Source organism: Nesterenkonia sp. PF2B19 (assembly GCF_001758425.2).
Taxonomy (GTDB): domain Bacteria; phylum Actinomycetota; class Actinomycetes; order Actinomycetales; family Micrococcaceae; genus Nesterenkonia; species Nesterenkonia aethiopica.
The window spans coordinates 1-17,268 of record NZ_MDSS02000028.1 but is presented as its reverse complement, the minus strand read 5'-3'; the positions used below and the strand labels follow the sequence as shown (position 1 = coordinate 17,268).

General features: G+C 69.8%; 16 protein-coding genes and 3 pseudogenes. 8 read left to right on the top strand and 11 right to left on the bottom strand.

The genetic code is table 11. The annotated features are described in order from the left end of the window. The first annotated feature begins 17 nt into the window (after nt 1–17). Nucleotides 18–1,379 (top strand): Nramp family divalent metal transporter, encoded by a 1,362-nt coding sequence (locus BCY76_RS09715; protein WP_201791110.1) that lies wholly within the window; start codon nt 18–20, stop codon nt 1,377–1,379. On the opposite strand, the gene BCY76_RS09710 is transcribed toward BCY76_RS09715, so the two are convergent. The 3 genes and pseudogenes from BCY76_RS09710 to gudD form a co-directional block, all read right to left on the bottom strand. Beyond that, on the bottom strand, nt 1,351–2,256 hold the full coding sequence (locus BCY76_RS09710; protein WP_237090082.1) for a fructosamine kinase family protein: 906 nt from the start codon (nt 2,254–2,256) through the stop codon (nt 1,351–1,353). The two genes, BCY76_RS09715 and BCY76_RS09710, sit on opposite strands and share 29 nt — an antisense overlap. A 90-nt stretch (nt 2,257–2,346) precedes the next feature. Further along, nucleotides 2,347–3,351 (bottom strand): AEC family transporter, encoded by a 1,005-nt coding sequence (locus BCY76_RS09705; protein ID WP_070159096.1) that lies wholly within the window; start codon nt 3,349–3,351, stop codon nt 2,347–2,349. 92 nt (nt 3,352–3,443) lie between these two features. Next, nucleotides 3,444–3,617 (bottom strand): annotated as a pseudogene (gene gudD / locus BCY76_RS09700) (glucarate dehydratase); the annotation flags it as partial. A gap of 168 nt (nt 3,618–3,785) precedes the next feature. On the opposite strand from gudD, the gene BCY76_RS09695 reads away from it, so the two are divergent. Then, a complete protein-coding gene (locus BCY76_RS09695; protein WP_139827720.1) occupies nt 3,786–4,136 on the top strand; it encodes a hypothetical protein in 351 nt (116 codons plus the stop codon). Between the two features lie 13 nt (nt 4,137–4,149). Continuing rightward, the gene (locus BCY76_RS09690; RefSeq protein ID WP_070159098.1) at nt 4,150–4,458 is read left to right on the top strand and encodes a hypothetical protein; all 309 of its coding nucleotides are present in this window, start codon (nt 4,150–4,152) and stop codon (nt 4,456–4,458) included. On the opposite strand, the gene BCY76_RS09685 is transcribed toward BCY76_RS09690, so the two are convergent. Further along, on the bottom strand, nt 4,418–5,698 hold the full coding sequence (locus BCY76_RS09685; RefSeq protein ID WP_070159099.1) for an alpha-hydroxy acid oxidase: 1,281 nt from the start codon (nt 5,696–5,698) through the stop codon (nt 4,418–4,420). The two genes, BCY76_RS09690 and BCY76_RS09685, sit on opposite strands and share 41 nt — an antisense overlap. Nucleotides 5,699–5,924: 226 nt before the next feature. On the opposite strand from BCY76_RS09685, the gene BCY76_RS09680 reads away from it, so the two are divergent. Then, nucleotides 5,925–7,712 carry an L-lactate permease gene (locus tag BCY76_RS09680; RefSeq protein WP_070159100.1) on the top strand — a complete coding sequence of 596 codons (1,788 nt, stop codon included), beginning with the start codon at nt 5,925–5,927 and terminating at the stop codon, nt 7,710–7,712. Between the two features lie 50 nt (nt 7,713–7,762). Next, the gene (locus BCY76_RS09675; RefSeq protein ID WP_085437591.1) at nt 7,763–8,524 is read left to right on the top strand and encodes a FadR/GntR family transcriptional regulator; all 762 of its coding nucleotides are present in this window, start codon (nt 7,763–7,765) and stop codon (nt 8,522–8,524) included. Between the two features lie 30 nt (nt 8,525–8,554). Here BCY76_RS09675 and BCY76_RS09670 read toward each other — a convergent pair whose 3' ends face one another. The 5 genes and pseudogenes from BCY76_RS09670 to BCY76_RS09650 all read right to left on the bottom strand — a co-directional run bounded on the left by BCY76_RS09670 (nt 8,555) and on the right by BCY76_RS09650 (nt 14,765). Further along, nucleotides 8,555–9,655, bottom strand: a complete 1,101-nt coding sequence (locus BCY76_RS09670) for a rhamnulokinase (protein WP_336582045.1) — start codon at nt 9,653–9,655, stop codon at nt 8,555–8,557. A gap of 399 nt (nt 9,656–10,054) precedes the next feature. Then, nucleotides 10,055–12,089: pseudogene (locus BCY76_RS09665) on the bottom strand (bifunctional aldolase/short-chain dehydrogenase). Nucleotides 12,090–12,119: 30 nt separating this feature from the next. Beyond that, entirely contained in the window at nt 12,120–12,386 is a 267-nt protein-coding gene (locus BCY76_RS19305) for an alpha/beta hydrolase (RefSeq protein WP_237090081.1), read from the bottom strand. Nucleotides 12,387–13,056: 670 nt separating this feature from the next. Further along, nucleotides 13,057–14,223, bottom strand: a complete 1,167-nt coding sequence (gene rhaI / locus BCY76_RS09655; RefSeq protein ID WP_070159033.1) for an L-rhamnose isomerase — start codon at nt 14,221–14,223, stop codon at nt 13,057–13,059. A 71-nt stretch (nt 14,224–14,294) separates the two neighbouring features. After that, complete coding sequence (locus tag BCY76_RS09650; RefSeq protein ID WP_070159034.1) at nt 14,295–14,765, bottom strand: hypothetical protein; 471 nt, start codon at nt 14,763–14,765, stop codon at nt 14,295–14,297. Between BCY76_RS09650 and BCY76_RS20715 the strand changes: the two are divergent. Then, a pseudogene (locus BCY76_RS20715) lies at nt 14,758–14,898 on the top strand (ABC transporter substrate-binding protein); the annotation flags it as partial. The gene BCY76_RS09650 and the pseudogene BCY76_RS20715 overlap by 8 nt on opposite strands. 152 nt (nt 14,899–15,050) lie before the next feature. After that, a complete protein-coding gene (locus BCY76_RS19300) occupies nt 15,051–15,233 on the top strand; it encodes a hypothetical protein (protein WP_070159035.1) in 183 nt (60 codons plus the stop codon). 31 nt (nt 15,234–15,264) lie between these two features. Here the strand turns inward: BCY76_RS19300 and BCY76_RS09640 are convergent, their stop codons facing one another. Together BCY76_RS09640 and BCY76_RS09635 are read right to left on the bottom strand one after the other, a co-directional pair. Next, nucleotides 15,265–15,621, bottom strand: a complete 357-nt coding sequence (locus BCY76_RS09640) for an L-rhamnose mutarotase (RefSeq protein WP_070159036.1) — start codon at nt 15,619–15,621, stop codon at nt 15,265–15,267. A 90-nt stretch (nt 15,622–15,711) separates the two neighbouring features. Further along, nucleotides 15,712–16,290, bottom strand: a complete 579-nt coding sequence (locus BCY76_RS09635) for a type 1 glutamine amidotransferase domain-containing protein (protein WP_085437589.1) — start codon at nt 16,288–16,290, stop codon at nt 15,712–15,714. Between the two features lie 452 nt (nt 16,291–16,742). Between BCY76_RS09635 and BCY76_RS09630 the strand changes: the two genes are divergently transcribed. Beyond that, nucleotides 16,743–17,268 (top strand): hypothetical protein (locus BCY76_RS09630; RefSeq protein ID WP_139827717.1); only part of this gene is annotated, 526 nt, incomplete at its 3' end.

The following is a 17,268-nucleotide window of genomic DNA, read 5'->3' as shown; positions in this document are numbered from 1 at the left end:
TGAGGGAGACCCGAACCATGAGCCAGGACGCCGCCGCCGATCGCCGTGAGATGGAGCAGCATCCCGATGTCCGGGGCCTGCGCATCCTGCGCTTCCTCGGACCCGGCCTGCTGGTGGCCATGGCCGGCGTGGGGACCAGCCACCTGGTCACCGCACCGCTGGCCGGTGCGCACTTCGAGTTCGCGCTCCTGTGGGTCCTGCCGGTGGCGTTCCTGTTCAAATGGCAGGGCTTCGAGCTGGCTATGCGATACACCGCCGCCACCGGCGAGTCCATCCTCTCCGCCTACACCCGCATCCCGGGGCCGAAGAAGTGGGCGGTCTGGGCCGTGCTGGCAGCCACGATCGTCATCGGCTGCACCGCCGTCGGGGCGATCGTCGCGGCCGCGGCGGCCGTGCTGTGGGCGAGCTTCGGCGTCGGATCCCTGCTGGCCTACGGCGTGGTGCTGTCCCTGCTGGCCGTCGGACTGCTCCTGGCCGGGAAGTACCGGGGCTTGGAATGGGTCAACAAGGTGCTGGCCATCGTGCTGGTGATCGGCACCGTCGTCGCCTTCGTGGTCGGCGGAGTCCAGGGCGAGGCCTGGGGTCACCTGCTGCTGCCGGCCATCCCCGCTGGGTCCGCGCTGCTCGTCGCCGGGCTCATGGGCTGGATGCCCACCGACCTGAGCGTCGGCGTGTGGGCCTCGCTGTGGATGACGAGCAAGCGCCGCGGCATGGTGCGCGTCCGGGAGGTCTTCGGGCCGCAGGCGGTGGAGCATACGCCCGCTGAGGTGCGTCCCTACGCCGACGCCTGGTTCAAGGCCGCGCTCTACGACTTCCGGATCGGGCACATCGTCTCCTGGATCATCGCGACCATGTACCTGGTGCTGGGGGCGATGATCCTCTTCGCCCGCGAGGACAAGCCGGAGGGTGCGGGCACCATCCTCGCCATCTCCCACATCTTCACCGACACCGTGGGCGTGTGGATGTTCCCGATCTTCATCGCCGGGGCCTCCGCCGCGCTGTTCTCCACCGTGCTGATCATCTTCGACGGATTCCCTCGGACCTTCGCGGCCTGCCTGACCGAGCTGGTGGCGCCGCACGCCGACCGCCCGTGGTGGACCGAGCGGACCCTGATGCGAGTGATGATGGGCGTGATGGTGGTGTGCGCGATCATCGCGCTGACGTTGTTCCCGAATCCGGCGATGCTGGTGCCCGCCGCCGGCGCGGTCTCGTTCGCGATCAGCCCGGTGCTCTTCGCGGTGAACCTCTATGTGGCGGTGAAGTTCATCCCGGCGCGGTACCGCCCCGGCAGATTCGTGGTCATCTGGAGCTGGATCAGCATCGTGGTCCTGTCCCTGCTCACCCTGTGGGTCATCCCCCAGACGCTGGGCTGGCTCTGAGGCTGCGGAACGGAGCGAGGGTGGCGCGCACGACGTCGGCGGCACCCCAGTCGGTGTCGAACTGGGCGATCACCGCCAGGTGCTGGCGCAGCTGGAGGATCGGCATGCGGTCCCCCCAGTGCCGGTCGAGCCCGGTCAGGTCGGCATAGAGCTCGAAGAACGTCTCGGCCTCCGGGGGCGGAGCCGTCGTCCACAGATGGGCCAGGTCGATCTCCGCCCAGGTGTAGGACACCGCCGGATCGATCAGTGCCGGCCGGCCCTCCCGGGTGGCCAGCAGGTTCTGCGCCCACAGGTCACCGTGGACCAGGCATGCCGGCGCCGCCGGAAGCAGCTCAGGCAGTCGGTCGCACAGCCGCTCCAGGGCGGCTCGGTCCGCGACCCCGAGCACGTCGTGCACGCGGGGCTCGTCGAGCCACCGCAGCAGTCGGTGCTGGGCGAAGAACTCGAAGCCGTCGTCCTCCCAGGTGTTGATCTGCTGTCGCCGACCCAGCCAGTTGTGGCGGTGCCACCCGAAGCGGGGGTGCCGGGTGGAGGTGTGCAGATGGGCCAGCTCATGGGCGAGCCGCTCCCAGAAGACCTCGGCGTCCGGCCGGGGATGCAGCGTCGAGAGGACGAGCAGATCGTGGTCGGCGAGGACGACCTCGGGGGTGACGACTCCGCCCGCCTCAGCCAGCACCGTGAGCCCCTCAGCCTCCGCGGCGAAGGCATCGTCGCCCGGCGGCCCGCCGAAGGTCTTCACGAACACCGTGGTGCCGTCGCGGCGGTGAGCCAGACCGGCGGTCGCCGCCAGACCCCCGGCGACCGGCTCCACGCGCACCACGTCGTCCAGGCCTGCCTGCTGCAGGCGTGGGAGCAGCATGGACGATGCAGCTGTCACCCGGTGGCTCCTCTCCGCGACGTGCCTGGGTCTCAGAGACGTCGTATCACGCGCCGCAGGGCCCGGTGAAGGTCTGGACGCTGATCCGCATCACACGCCGAGCAGCCAGGCGGCCAGCAGCACCACCGGTAGGCTCAGCAGCGAGCTGGCGAAGGTGACGTCCTTGGCCACGGTGACCGGCATCCAGTGGTGAAGGCCGAAGACGAACACGTTCTGTGCGGTGGGCAGCGCCGCCATCGCCACTACTCCCAGCAGCTCGGCACCGGTCAGCCCGAAGACCGGGCCGGCGAGCGCCCATGCGACCACCGGCATGACCACCACCTTGCACACCGTGCCCACCACGGCGTCGACGCGGCGCTCCCGCACCGCGAAGGGTCGCTCCTGCCACAGCGCCATGCCGAAGATCAGCAGCATCAGCGGGATGGAGGCCTCCCCCAGCATCCGGACCGGCTCCCAGATCACCTCGGGCGGCCGCCGGTCCAGCAGAGAGAGGACCGCCCCGATCAGCACCCCCACCGTGACGGGGTTCAGCATGGAGCCCAGGATGGTCCGTGCGCGGGAGGGCCCGCCGGAACGCCCGAGCAGCCCGAAGAGCGTGAGGAACAGCGGGGCGAGAACCAGCAGCTGGGCCAGCAGCACCGAGACCACCGGAGCGGTGGTGCCCACCATGTAGAGCGCGATCGGCACCCCGATGTTGCCGGCGTTCACGTAGCAGGAGGCCATCGCTCCCACCGCGACGTCGGCACCGGTGGCGGCACCCGACGCGCCACCGTCACGGGCGCTGGCTCTGGCGCCGTCGCCGTCGGGCATCGGCCGACGTCGGCGTCGTCGCAGCGCCAGCAGGCCATAGGCGGAGAAGACGACGGCGGTGATCCCGGCGATGCCGAGCGCCAGCGGCGCGTACAGTCCGGCCACCATGCGGACATCCGTCTGGGAGACCAGCACCACCATCAGGCACGGGTTGGTGATGTAGTAGACCAACGGCGTGACCCCGCGCTGCGCAGAGCGGGCCTTCTGCGGGGCGATCGCCGCGGTGCCGGCGCCGATGAGCACGAGCACCGCCACCACGCTGAAACCGAGGAGAACGCCCTCCACTCACCCTCCTTCGCTGGCCGTGCCCGCCGGCGGCGGAGCATCCACCCGCACCCTACAGCGCGCCACCTCTGCAGGTCAGCTCAGCAGGAAGGTCAGCGCAGCAGGCAGGGACGCTTGGGATCGAACTCCCAGCCCGGGACGAGATACTGCATGGCCACCGCGTCGTCGCGGGCACCGAGCCCTTCCCGCAGGTAGAGCTCATGGGCCTCCTCCAGGCGATTCCGGTCCAGGTCCACGCCGAGCCCGGGCCGCTGCGGCACGGCGATGCGCCGTCGCGGATCTGCTGGCGGTGCCCGGCGAGGAGCCCGCCCGGGAGCCCTCCGACGCCGGGCGCTGATCCCTGGGCCCTCCCCTCCAGGCCCTCCCCAGTCGCGTTTTCCACAGGCTGCCGGTGGGGGCCTGCCAGGCCCCTCGGATCTGGCTACCGTGGAGGCATGAGCCAGCCACCGCATGTGACTCCAGGTCAGATCCCGATGCCCGCCCCTCCGCAGGGGGCGCTGCCCGCCCCTCCACCGGCCGGACCGCCCATGCCTCCGCCGCCGAACCCGCAGGCTCAGAATGCCGAGCGTGATGCGTCGGTCTCCCTGGCGCTGGGCATCGTGGGGCTGTTCTTCCTGCACATCGTGCTGGGGCCGGTCGCCATCGGATTCGCCGTCCGGGCGCGGCGGAACGGCCACCGCGCTCTGCCCGGCCTGGTGCTCGGGTGGATATCCCTGGCGATCGGTGTGCTGACGCTGATCCCGGTGGTGTTGGGGCTCATCATCCTGGCCACCGGCGGACTGTGAGGAGGGCAGCTCCATGACCTGCTCGCCGCAGCACAGCGCGCTCGCACCGCCTGCCCCTCCGGTCCACCGCTTCACCGCCGCTCAGCGGGCGGCGGACCGCGCCGTCGTGACCGTCCTGGTGGGGCTGGTGCTCCTGCCGATGCTTCTGGGTCCGATGGCGCTGATCCTGGTGCGCAGGACCCGGCGCCTGGGAGGCGAGCCCCTCCGCTGGGTGGTCGTGGTGGCGTGGATCGAGATCGTCGTCGGCATCCTCATCCTGGCGGTCATCGCCATGACGCTGTTCAGCCTGCTGACGATGGCCGCCCACGGCTCGGCGTCCTGACCGTCGACGCCTCCCGCAGCACCAGGCGCTGCAGCTGGGTGACGTGCTTCGGCTCGAGCTCTTCGACCGTGGAGACCTCCAGCAACCGCATGGTCCGCTCCACCTGCTCACTGAGGATCTCGATGGTCCGGTCCACTCCGGCACGGCCGCCGGCCATGAGCCCGTACAGGTACGCCCGTCCCACGAAGGTGAACTTCGCCCCCATGGCCAGGGCGGCGACGACGTCGGCGCCGTTCATGATGCCGGTGTCCATGGTGACCTCGAGGTCGTCTCCGACCTCGCGGACCACCTCAGGCAGCAGGTGGAACGGGATCGGCGCCCGGTCCAGCTGACGGCCTCCGTGGTTGGAGAGCACGATGCCGTCGACGCCCAGATCCGCCAGGCTCTTGGCGTCCTCCACGTTCTGGACGCCCTTGACGACGATCTTGCCGGGGAACAGTTCCCGGATGATCGTCAGGTCGTCGAAGCTGATGGACGGGTCCATGGCGGAGTCCAGCAGCTCGCCGACGGTCCCCCCGGTGGAGGACAGCGAGGCGAACTCCAGCGGCGGGGTGGTCAGGAAGTCGATCCACCACCAGGGCCGCGGGATCGCGTTGATCACGGTGCCCAGGCTCAGCTGCGGCGGGATGGAGAACCCGTTGCGCTTGTCCCGCAGCCGGGCCCCGGCCACCGGGGTGTCCACGGTGAAGAACAGGGTGTCGAATCCGGCGGCCGCGGCGCGCTCCACCAGGCCGTAGGAGATCTCCCGCTGCTTCATCACGTACAGCTGGAACCAGTTCCGCCCGTGCGGGTTGGCCTTCTTCACATCCTCGATGGAGGTGGTTCCCAGCGTGGAGAGCGTGAACGGGATCCCCGCCGCGCCGGCGGCCGAGGCCCCGGCAGTCTCGCCTTCGGTCTGCATCAGCCGGGTGAACCCGGTGGGCGCGATCCCGAAGGGCTGGGCCGAGGGCCCGCCGAAGATCGTGGTGGAGGTGTCCACCTCGGAGACGTCCCGCAGGATCGAGGGGTTGAACTGCACGTCCTCGAAGGCCTGCCGCGCCCGGTGCATGGAGAGCTCGCCCTCGGCCGCGCCGTCGGTGTAGTCGAAGGCGGCCTTCGGGGTCCGCCGCTTCGCGATCCGGCGCAGATCCTCGATGGTCAGCGCCGCGTTCAACCGCCGCCGAGACGCATTGACGTCGAACTTCTTGAACTGCATCAGCGGCGCAAGGTCACGGGGTTTGGGGAGGCGACGCTCAACCATGGGGGCTCCTCTGCACGGTTCTCACTCAGTTATGTGGTCTGACCACACAAAGGTTATGCGCGCCACATCGCCGCCGTCAATGCCTCGGCCCACGACTCCATCCCGGTCGTCCGCGCCGATCATCCACGCCGGAGACATTGACGCAGATCACATCTGACCGTATCGTCCTGTGGTCAGACCACATATCTAGCAAGCCACATCGAGCACTTCGTCGAAGGGACACCTCATGGACTCCGTCGCTTGGTACAGCATGCTGGCCCTCACACCGATCCTCACCGTCGGCATCCTGCTCGCCGTCTTCCGATGGCCCGCGAAGTTCGCGATGCCGCTCGGGTATGTCGTGGCCGTCTGCATCGCCTGGCTCACCTGGGACATGGCGCCGACGACGATCGCCGCGGCCTCCCTGGAAGGCCTCATCATCGCCGGCACGATGCTGTACATCGTCTTCGGCGCGCTCCTTCTGCTCGCCACCGTCGTGGGATCCGGCGCGATGGAGACGATCAAGACCGGATTCGACCGCATCTCCCCGGATCGCCGGGTCCAAGCGATCATCATCGGCTGGTGCTTCGGCTCGTTCATCGAGGGCGCCTCCGGCTTCGGCACCACCGCCGCCGTCGTCGCCCCCCTGCTGCTGGCCATGGGCTTCCCCGCCATGGCTGCAGTCATGGTGGGCCTCATCGTCCAGACCACCCCCGTCAGCTTCGGCGCCGTCGGAACCCCCATCCTCATCGGCGTCGGCCACGGGCTGGACGAGAGCTCCAGCTCTCTGCAGACACGCCTGGCGGAGAAGTCCATGACCTACCCGGAGTACGTCGCTGAGATCGGTCTGCAGGTGGCCCTCATCCACGCGGTGGTGGGGCTGCTGATTCCGCTGCTGATCGTCACACTGCTCACAGGCCTGTTCGGACCGCACCGGAGCTTCGCCGACGGCCTGAGGATCGCGCCGTTCGCCATCTATGCCTCGCTGGCGGTCACCATCCCCTCCGTCCTGGTCGCGAGCTTCATGGGACCGGAATTCCCCTCCCTCCTGGGCGGTCTCGCGGGGCTGGTCCTGGTCATGGTGACCTCGTCGAAGGGCTTCCTGATGCCCAAGACGACCTTCGAGTTCGCCCGCCGCAGCGAGTGGGACATCCGCTGGAGCGGCCGCATGACCGCCGATGAGGGCGCCACGACGACCACCCGGCGGATCACGACGCTCCAGGCCTGGACGCCGTACCTGGTGCTCGCGGGCCTCCTCGTCGCCACGCGCATCCTCGACCCGCTCACCGAACTCCTCACCCGCCCCGGACTGACCCGCTTCCCCCTGGAGGACCTGCTCGGCGTCGGCGGCATCAGCCCCACCGTGGACCCGTTCTACCTGCCCGGGTTCATGCTCCTGCTGGCGGTGGCCTGCGGCTACGGGATCTACCGGATGTCCGGCCCCCAGATCCTCCAGACGTGGCGGGTCGCCGGTCGACAGATCGCGGGCACGGCGCTCGCCCTGCTCTTCGCCGTCCCGCTGGTGAGGGTCCTGCTCCAATCCGGGATCAACGACTCCGGCCTGGAGAGCATGCCGGTGATCCTGGCGGAGGGCGCCTCCGCCGTCTCCGGCGGCCTGTGGCCCTTCATGGCACCTTTCCTCGGCGCTCTGGGAGCGTTCGTCGCCGGCTCCAACACGATCTCCAACCTGACCTTCGCTCAGTTCCAGTGGCACACCGGCACGCAGATCGGGGTGAACCCGGAGATCGTCGTGGCAGGACAGGCCGTCGGCGGTGCCGGAGGCAACCCCATCTCAGTCCACAACATCGTCGCAGCCTCCGCCACCGTGGGGCTCCTCGGCAGGGAGGGAGACCTTCTGCGCAAAGTCCTGCCGGTCACCCTCTACTACTGCACGGCGGCGGGAGCCATCAGCTATATCCTGGCCCATGGCGTGGGCTGGAATCTCGGCACCATCGCGCTCGCCGTCCTCGCAGCGGGTCTGCCGGCCGCCGGGTTCTGGCTGACGCGGCGCAGTCGCGTCGACGATGGACAGTAGGCTGCGGCCCGACGGCGGCAGACAGGACGCACGGTGGTAGAAAGGAAGCTATGTCCGACCCCACCTCCGATTCCCCCCGCACGCCGATCACGTGGGACCCGATCACACGCAGCCGAGCACACGAGCAGGTCCTGGACGCCATCGAGGAGCAGGTCATGGCCGGTCGGCTCGCCGTCGGCGACACCCTGCCCCCCGAACGGGACCTGGCTGCACGGCTCCAGGTGAGCCGAGCCAGTGTGCGGGAAGCCATCAGGATCCTGGAGTCCCAGGGGGTGCTGCAGTCCCAAGTGGGGTCGGGCCGGTCAGCGGGCACCACTGTCACCGCCCTGCCGAGCAAGGGCCTGACCCGTCTGCTGCGCATGCACATCGGGCTGTCCAGCTTCCCCCTCGACGACGTCGTCGAGGCCCGCATCGCCTTGGAGCGGGCGAGTGCGAAACTGGCCTCGGAGCAGGCGGACGACACGCAGCAGGCCACGATCACCGAGGCGCTCACCGCACTGGAGGATGCCGAGTCGCTGGAAGCCTTCAACGACGCCGACACGGCCTTCCACGTGGCCATCGCAGAGGCTGCCGGCAATCGACTTGTCGCGGACCTGACCACCGCGATCCGCAGCTCCCTCCGGCTGGCGATTCTGGACGCGTTCCGCGCCGAGGACGGACCGGAGGAGCTTCGGACCTCCCTCCAGGAACAGCACCGCCAGATCCATGATGCGATCCTGGCCCGTGACAGCAGACGGAGCCAAGATCTCGTGGAGGAACACATCCGCTTCGCCGTCGACGCGCTTCCCGCGATGCGTCGCGACCACGGATGATCCCTCTCCGGCACGCCGGGCCGCCGAGGGTCAGGCCTGCGGCCGGTACCTCGTCGGCGAGTGGCTGCGGGTGATCAGCTCGCGCAGGTCCTCCAGCTCGCCGCTGAGCGTCCCGGCGGTGCGCGCCTGGATGAGCAGGTTGCCGATGGCGGTGGCCTCCACCGGGCCGGCGACGACGTCGAGACCGCTGCGGTCCGCCGTGGCCTGGCACAGCAGGGCGTTCAGCGACCCTCCGCCGACCACGTGCACGACGTCGACCCTCCTCTCGGCCAGCCGGGCGGCGTCGTCGAGGGCGCGGGCGAAGCCTGCGGCGATGGACTCCACGATGCAGCGCACCAGGGCGGGCTCGGAGCCGGGGGTCGGCTGGTCGTGCTCGGTGCACCAGTCCGCGATCCGGGCGGGCATGTCGCCGGGGGCGACGAAGCGTTCGTCCTGGACGTCGATGATCACGACGTCGGCGGCGGGCACCTGTTCCGCGGCCTCCAGCAGCGCCCCCAGGTCCTGGGCCCGGCCGGTCTGACGCTCCCAGGTGCGCAGGGTCTCAGAGAGCAGCCAGGTGCCCATCACGTTGGTGAGGAAGCGGAAGCGGCCGTCCACGCCGCCCTCATTGGTGAAGTTCGCCTCCCGGCTGGCCTCGGTGACCACGGCCTGATCCAGCTCGAGCCCCACCAGCCCCCAGGTGCCGCAGGAGATGTAGGCGGCGTGCGGGGAGGACAGCGGGGTGCCGACGATCGCGCTGGCGGTGTCATGGGACCCCACCAGGGTCACCGGCAGCCGCTGTCCGCCCAGGAACGGGGCCAGCTGGTCACGAGTCTCCCCCAGCGTGGTGCCGGGTGCGGCGATGTCCGGGAACAGCCCGGCCGGCAGCCCGAGTGTCGTGATCAGCTCATGGTCCCAGTCCTGGGTGTCCACGTTGACCAGCCCGGTGGTGGAGGCGTTGGTGGCCTCCGCCGTCGCCTCGCCGGTGAGCCACTGGCCCAGCAGGTCGGGCACCAGCAGGGCGCGCTCCACGGCCGCCCCCGCCGGCCCGGCCAGCAGCTCGTCGGCGGCCAGCTGGTAGAGGGTGTTGAACGGGAGGAACTGCAGACCGTTGCGCCGGTACAGCTCGGCGAAGGGGACCCGTCGGTGCACCGCCTCCACACCGGCGGCGGTGCGCTCGTCCCGGTAGTGGAACGGGGCGCCCAGCAGGGCCAGGCCGCCGTCGCCGCCGCGCGGGCCAGCAGACCGTAGTCCACCGCCCAGGAGTCGATGCCCACCGAGGCGAGGCCGCCGTCGTCGTCGGCGACACGGACCGCCTCGCCCAGCCCCGTCAGGGCGTGGTCGAACAGGCCGATGAGGTCCCACCGCAGCCCGTCGGGCAGGTGCACCGGCCCGTTGGAGAAGCGGGACACCTCCGTCAGCTGCAGCGTGTCCGGACCCACCTGACCCAGGACCACGCGCCCGCTGGAGGCGCCGAGGTCCACGGCCGCATGCTGGGTGGTCGGCTGCGTCGTCGTGCTCATCGAGTCTGCCTCTCGCTCGGGCTGCGGCTCAGCGCAGGAAGGCGGCGGCGACGCCGGCGTCGACCGGCACGTGCAGCCCGGTGGTGTGGGACAGGTCCGAGCTGACCAGGGCGAAGGCCGCGTTGGCGACGTTCTCCGGCAGCACCTCGCGCTTGAGGATGGTGCGCTGGGCGTAGAACCTGCCCAGGTCCTTCTCCTCGATGCCGTAGGTCTTGGCTCGGTTGGCGCCCCAGCCGGAGGAGAAGATGCCGGAGCCCTGCACCACGCCGTCGGGGTTGATGCCGTTGACGCGGATCTGGTGCTCTCCCAGCTCGGCGGCCAGCAGCCGCACCTGGTGGGCCTGGTCGGCCTTGGTGGCGGAGTAGGCGATGTTGTTCGGGCCGGCGAACACGGAGTTCTTCGAGGAGATGTAGAGGATGTCTCCGCCCAGGCCCTGGTCGATGAGCGCCTTCGCCGCCGTCTTGGACACCAGGAAGGAGCCCTTGGCCATCACGTTGTGCTGCAGATCCCAGTCCTTGGCGGTGGTCTCCAGCAGGGACTTGCTCAGCGAGAGGCCGGCGTTGTTGACCACGATGTCCAGCCTCCGAACGCCAGCAGGGTCTCATCGACGGCGGCCTGCACGGCGGCCTCGTCGGAGACGTCGGCGGCGACGCCGATGGCCTTGTCCGGGCCGCCCAGCTCGGCGGCGACCGCCTGGGCCTTCTCCAGATCCAGGTCTGCGATGGCGACGACGGCGCCTTCAGCCGCCAGACGGGTGGCGATGGCCTTGCCGATGCCGGAGGCGGCCCCGGTCACCAGCGCGATGCGGGTGGCCAGCGGCTTGGGCTTCGGCATGCACTGCAGCTTGGCCTCCTCCAGCGCCCAGTACTCGATGCGGAACTTCTCCCGCTCGTCGATGGGCGCGTAGCGGGACAGCCCTTCGGCGCCGCGCATCACGTTGATGGCGTTGAGGTAGAACTCGCCGGCCACCCGGGCGGTCTGCTTGTCCTTGCCGAAGGAGAACATGCCCACCCCGGGGATGAGGATGATCGCCGGGTCGGCGCCGCGGATCGCGGGGCTGTCCGCGTCGGCGTGACGGTCGTAGTAGGCCTGGTAGTCCTTCCGGTAGGCCTCGTGCAGCTCCAGCAGACGGGCCTTGGCGTCATCGACGGCGGCGTCTGCGGGCAGGTCCAGCACCAGCGGCTTGACCTTGGTGCGCAGGAAGTGGTCCGGGCACGAGGTGCCCAGCTCCGCGAGTCGCGGGTGCTCGGCGTGGGAGAGGAAGTCCAGGACGACGTCGTCATCGGAGAAGTGGCCGACCTGCGGCTTGTCCGCACTGGCGATGGCGCGGATGGTGGGCATCAGCGCGGCGGCTTGGCGCGGCGCTGATCCGCGGGCAGGGCGCCGTAGCCGTCCAGCGCCGGGCCGAAGGGCTCCGGCCGGGAGTGCTTCTCGATATAGGCGGCGGCGGTGTCGATGATCCACAGGGAGTTCTGCTCGGACTCCTCGGAGGTGTCGCCCCAGGCGGTGATGCCGTGGCCGCCCAGGATGCAGCCGATCGCCTGCGGGTTCTTCTCCTTGATCTCGGCGATGTCGAGGCCCAGCTGGAACCCGGGACGGCGCCACGGCACCCAGACGACCTTGTCCCCGAAGATGGTGCGGGTCAGCTCCTCGCCGTCGGCGGCGGTGGCGATCGCGATGCCCGAGTCCGGGTGCAGGTGGTCCACATGGGCGGCGTCCACCAGCCCGTGCATGGCGGTGTCGATCGACGGCGCGGCCCCGCCCTTGCCGTGCAGGCAGTAGTCGAAGGCGGCGACCATCTCATCTTCGCGTTCCACGCCCGGGTAGGTGCCCACCATGGCGCGCATGCGGTCCAGGCGCAGGGTGGCCAGGCCGGACTCCTTCAGGGTGCCGAGGTCGCCGCCGGAGCCCTTGACCCAGAGCAGCTCGACCTCCTCCCCAGTGACAGGGTCGACGTCGACGCCCTTGGCGGAGGTGTTGCCGCCGGCGTAGTTGGTGTTCTTCGGGTCGGCTCCGAGCCGGTTGGACCGGGTGATGAGGTCAGCGACGGTGGGGTTCGTCATGAGTGATCCTTCTGTGGGTGAGTCAGGGTCTCAGGGCGTGCGGAGCAGCCGCGCGGCGAACTGCTCGATGGTCTGCTGCGCCGCCTGTGCGGCCGCTGGCCCTTCGTGGGGCCGGTTGAGATGGCCGTGCCGGACGCCGGGCACCATCCGGAGGTCCACGTCGACGCCGGCCTGCCGCAGGGACTCCGCGTAGGTCTCGGCGGAGACGCGCAGCTCGTCGACCTCGCCGGTGGCGAGGGTGGTCGGCGGGTGCCCGGCCAGCTGGCCGACGTCGGCGGTCCCGGGCACGGCGGCCACGGGGGCGTCCTCGGCCGGCGGCCAGGTAGTTCTCGTACATGCGGCGCACCGGCTCGGGGCCGAAGCGGTCGGCCTCCGGATCGGCGTCGAGGAGCGCGCGGAGATCCGCAGGCGTAGGTGGCTGGACGGCGTGCAGGGTGGGGTAGGCGAGGAGCAGATGGGCCGGCAGCGGCCGGGCGGGGTGCTCGTCGTCGTCGCCCGTGGTCCGGGCCAGGCGGGTCAGCACGCGCCGGCGGCCAGGTTCGCGCCGGCGCTCGCTCCACCGAGGCTGATCCGCTCCGGGTCCGCCCCGATCTCGACGGCCTGCGCGCGGTCCAGTCGAAGGCCGCCGCCAGCTCCTCCCCCGGCACAGGGAAGCGCACTCCAGTCTCGGGCTCGCCCTGGTGCAGGTCAGCGGCGTCGAGAGCCTCGAACGGCGGAGCCAGCCGGTAGTCGACGGAGACGACGGGAATCCCGCGGGCGGCCAGGGATCGGGCCACCCAGTCGGCCTCGGCCATCTCCAGGTCGCCGTAGGCGAAGCCGCCGCCGTGGGCCCACACCAGCGCCGGTCCCGGCTGCGCCGCCGCAGGGGGCTGCCTGCGGTAGAGACGCACCGGCAGCGACCCGTGCGGGCCGGCCAGCGTGTGGTCCTGCGCCTCGACGGCGTCCAGAGCCCCGACGGCGGCGCGCATCAGGCGCCCCAGCCCACCTGGGTGCCGCCGACGCGCTCGGCCTCGATCTGCTCCTGGTGGCCGGACTCGGCGTAGGCTCGCATCGGGTTCGCCGGCAGCCCGCGGGACTCCCGCCAGGCGGCGAGGTCAGCGCGGACGTCGGTGTAGAAGGCGTCCATGAAGACCTCGTGGGCGCCCAGCACGTCTCCGGCCTGCTGAGCCTGCCCGAGCACCTCACGGTCCACCAGCAGTGCGCGGGCCGTCATCTCCTGGACGTTGAGCACGCTGCGGATCTGGCCCGGGATCTTCTTCTCCACGTTGTGGCACTGGTCCAGCATGAAGGCGACCTCGGAGCCCGGGCCGTAGCCGCCGCCGCGGATGACCTCGAAGAGGATGCGGAAGAGCTGGAAGGGGTCGGCCGCGCCGACGATCAGGTCGTCGTCGGCGTAGAACCGGGAGTTGAAGTCGAAGGCGCCGAGCTTCCCGAGCCGCAGCAGCTGGGCGACGATGAACTCGATGTTGGTGCCCGGGGCGTGATGCCCGGTGTCCAGGCAGACGGTGGCGTTGTCCCCGAGGGCCTGCACGTGCGCCAGTGCAGTGCCCCAGTCCGGGACGTCGGTGTGGTAGAACGCCGGCTCGAAGAACTTGTACTCCAGCACCAGGCGCTGGTCGCCGCTGAGCTGGGCATAGATGGTCTGCAGGGACTCGGCCAGCCGGTCCTGGCGACCGCGGATGTCCGCCTGTCCCGGATAATTGGAACCGTCGGCCAGCCAGATCTTCAGATCCCGCGATCCGGTGGCGTTCATGACCTCGAGGCACTGCAGGTGGTGGTCGATCGCCTTCTGCCGGATGGCGGGGTCGTGGTGGGTCAGACCGCCGAACTTGTAGTCGTCGTCCTGGAAGGTGTTGGAGTTGATGGTGCCCAGCTCCACGCCCAGGTCCTCGGCATAGCGGCGCAGCGCGGCGAAGTCGTCCACCAGGTCCCACGGAATGTGCAGCGCGACCTTCGGCGCCAGACCGGTGAAGCGGTTCACCGTGGCGGCGTCGGCGATCTTCTCCTCCACCGTGCGCGGGGTGCCGGCCGTGCCGAAGACCTTGAACCGCGTCCCGGAGTTGCCGTAGGCCCAGGAGGGCACCTCGATCGCCTGGCCCTCCAGCTGCGGAGCGATCTCTGCGAATGTCGTCATGGTCCTCAGTCCTGCCGGTAGTAAATCGTTTCAAAACCTGCGAGCATCGTATGATGATGGTCACAGGCGTGTCAACCGGCGGGCCCGTCCTGCACCTCAGGCAGGCGCACCACCTCCAACGGTCCGCCCTGCGGGTGATCCGCATAGGGCCGGTCCCGGTTCTCCGGCAGGCTTTCCCAGCGCAGCACGTACCGCCCTCCGCCGGAGCCGACTCCCCGGCCGTGCAGCATATTCACCTGCAGCCCCGGGAAGTCGCCGCGCACCACGTCGAGCCCGTCCGGCCAGGGGGACGTGGGCCCCTCCCCCAGAGCTCGCAGCTCCTGATCCATGACGATGCTGCGTCGCTCTCCGAAGGCCCGGAGGTCGACGCGCACGCGACCATCCGGCTGGGCCTCCGAGCCGAACACCTCGACCTCGAAGTCGAGCGTCCCGTGACCGCCGAAGTCCCACCGCCTCTCCCACTCGGTGAGCCGCCGGATCTCCCAGGAGGGCGCGGCCCCGGAGGAGACGCTGCTGGCCACCGGCCAGGTCGCGATGACCATCGACTGGAGCAATTTCCTCTCCACGTTCTCCCAGTCCGTGGGCGAGGACCTCGAGCTGTGGCCGCTGCCCGGTGAGTCGTCGACCCCCGGCGTCTGGCAGCAGTCCTCACAGTTCTATGCGATCGCCGCCGACACCCCGGACCCCGACGCCGCAGCGCAGCTCGTCGACTTCCTGGTCAACTCCGAGCAGGCCGTGGAGATCCTGGGACTGGAACGCGGAGTCCCGGACAGTCCCGCCATGCGCGAGACCCTCGAGGCTCCCTGGACGAGAACCAGCAGGCCGAGGTGGACTATGTGGAGGAGGTCGCGGAGCGTGACCCTGCTCCCCGCTGGATCGGCCCGGCCGGCTCCACGGCGATCGAGGACATCACCCCGCGGGTCATCGACCAGCTGCTGCACCACGGCGCCTCACCGGAGGACGCGGCGGAACAGTGGCTGACGGAAGCACGGGCCGCCGTCGGCGAGTGAGCACGAGCACCCCTGCCCTTCGGCGGCGGCGTCAGCGGGCGCCGTCGTCGTCGGCGTCGGTGAGCTGGTCCTCCAGATGGAAGACCTCCCTCAGCTCCAGGAATCCGGTGTCCGGACGGGCTCCGTCGAGCTCGACGAAGAACTCGGACATCTCCGCCTGCCACCGGGCATTGACCTCTTCGGCCTCCATGGCCGCCTGAGCGGCCTCCAGAGACTCCACCTCGACGTAGCCGATGAGCAGACCGTCCTCCCGCAGGAACAGGGAGTAGTTGTGCCAGCCGGAGCGCTTGAGCGCGCGCAGCATCTCTGGCCAGACGGCGGCATGACGCTCCGTATACTCCTCGATCCGGTCCGGCCTGACCTGCAGCTGGAAACAGACGCGACGCATGGGTCCTCCTCAGGTGAGCTTCACGTGACGTGAATCGTTTCACTTCTGAGGCGGAAACTCCAGAGGCGGAACGAGCGGCCCCTGAAAGACTCAGGCCCTTGCCGCGACGAGCTCCAGGAAGGCGCGGTTGAAGGCGTCGAGATCCTTCGGAGTGCGGGAGGTGACCACGCCGCCGTCGACGACGACCTCCTCGTCCACCCACTGCGCCCCGGCATTGCTCAGGTCTGTACGCAGCGCTGCGTAGCTGGTCATCCGCCGGCCGGAAACCTGGCCGACCTCGGTGAGGATCCAGGGACCGTGACAGATCGCCGCCACCGGCTTGGATTCGCTGAAGAAGCCGGAGACGAACTCCTGGGCCTTCTCATCGATGCGCAGGGAGTCAGCATTGAGCGTGCCGCCGGGCAGCACCAGCGCGTCGAAGTCGGAGGCACTGACGGTGCCGAGCTGATGGTCGACATCGAAGTGGTCCGCGTGCTCCCAGTCTCCCTTCATAGCCTGAAGGGAGCTCTCCTTCGGAGACACGATCTTCGGGGTACCTCCCGCCCCACGGATTGCCGCCAGCGGCTCCGTGAGCTCCGGCAGCTCCACGCCGTCCGTCACCAGCAGTGCGATGGTCTTGCCGTCGATCGAGATGCCCTCGGGGGCGACTGACTCGGTGTGGTGGGTCATCAGTGAACTCCTCTCGTCGGAACCGCCGTCCGCGGTGAGGGCCACGGTGCGGCGGGATCACGGGTTCCATCCGTACAGAACGCGCGGGCCCAGGAGACTGTTCCCAGATTCACGCAATTCGCAGAAGCTGTTCATCTGCTGTGCAGGGCGGGGAACGACGGCGCGGGGGGACGTGGCCATTTCCGGCTGCGTCAGTGCCTGGTCGTAGGGTCTGGAGCACACCGGAGGAGATCGGAACGCGCCGGAGGCACAGCCGAGGCGGGGCGCGATCTGGAGGTCAGATTCAGCCGCTCCGGGACGCGTCAGAGGAGGTGGATAGCGTGGGAGACATGGAGGACCAGGACGGGGTGAACCAGCACCCAGACCAGCACGGCCAGCACAGCCAGCACAGCCAGCACGGCGACGACTTTCGTGCCGATCACGCTGCTGCTGGTTCTGGTGATGCTGGCTCCGTGTTCTGGCCCGCCCGGGCCGCGCACCTGGCCCAAGAACCAGAACTCTCCCACGCCCGAGCACTGATCATCACCACCCGACAGACCGAAGCCCAAGCGCTGACCGGACTGCTGGACTACCAAGACCGCAGAGCCCGAGAAGCTGACGCCGCCGGAGTTGACCATCACACCCGCCGCGCCCTGCGGGAGGCCGCCACCGGTGACACCGCCCACATCCTCGGAGTCAGCGAACAGGTCGCCTCCGGGATGCTGACCGCCGCCCGCACCGCCCGGACCACCCTGCCGGTCACTTGGAAGATCTATCTGGCCGGGATCATCGACACCGCCCGACTGCGCGCGATCACCACCACCGCCACCACCCTGATCCGGGCTGCGCACTGTGAGGCCTTCGATGCTGCGGCCGCCGCAGCGGCAGCGAGAATGACTCTCGGTGAGCTGCGGGCCTGGCTGCGTCGCTACACCGCCACCCTGGACCCCGCCCAATACCAGGCCGACTGCGACCGTGCCCGGGCGGATCGATGGGTAC